Origin of the sequence: Pelorhabdus rhamnosifermentans (assembly GCF_018835585.1) — a bacterium.
GTDB lineage: Bacteria > Bacillota > Negativicutes > UMGS1260 > UMGS1260 > Pelorhabdus > Pelorhabdus rhamnosifermentans.
On record NZ_JAHGVE010000088.1, the window covers coordinates 1 to 634 of the forward strand.

1 protein-coding gene is annotated in these 634 nt (G+C 43.7%); it reads right to left on the bottom strand.

From position 1 onward, the window contains the following. On the bottom strand, positions 1–634 hold a 634-nt coding region (locus Ga0466249_RS25875; RefSeq protein WP_215832379.1), incomplete at both ends, for an FAD-dependent oxidoreductase.

The window sequence follows — 634 nt, forward strand, 5'->3', positions numbered from 1 at the left end:
GCGAATGAATGGCATCGAGAATTTCGCCTTCTGTAATGGTTTCACAGCGGCAAATGACGCGACCGTAAAGGGGATTTCTGTTGATGAGTTCTTGTTTTTGTTCATTTGTTAATTCACGGAAAATCACTTTGGCTTCATTTGTAGCGATAAAGTTTTGTTTGGGCGTTAAGGTTAAGCCGTCTTCGCGTAAAATATCAGCAATGAATTCTGCAATAGCCGGGGCAGACGTTAGACCAGGTGACTGAATGCCTGCGGCATGAATTAAGCCTGCCGTCACTTTTGAAGGACGAATGACAAAGTCTCCTTCATTGGCTGCGGCTCTTAGACCGGAAAATTCCGTAATGGAGGCATTGAGCGGTAATTCTGGCACAAGCTTCTTAGCGCCTGTAATAATCTCATTTAAGCCAATCGGCGTTGTGGAGAGGTCAGCCTTGTCGTCAATGTCCTGAGCATTCGGTCCAATAAAGATATTGCCATGCACAGTGGGGCAAACTAAGATTCCTTTTGATTTTTTACTTGGAGCAGGGAAAATGACGTTGCTAATAATGGAACTGGCATTTTTATCAAACAAAATGTATTCGCCTTTGCGCGGTGCAATAGTGAAGCTATCATCATTTGCCATACGGGAAATATC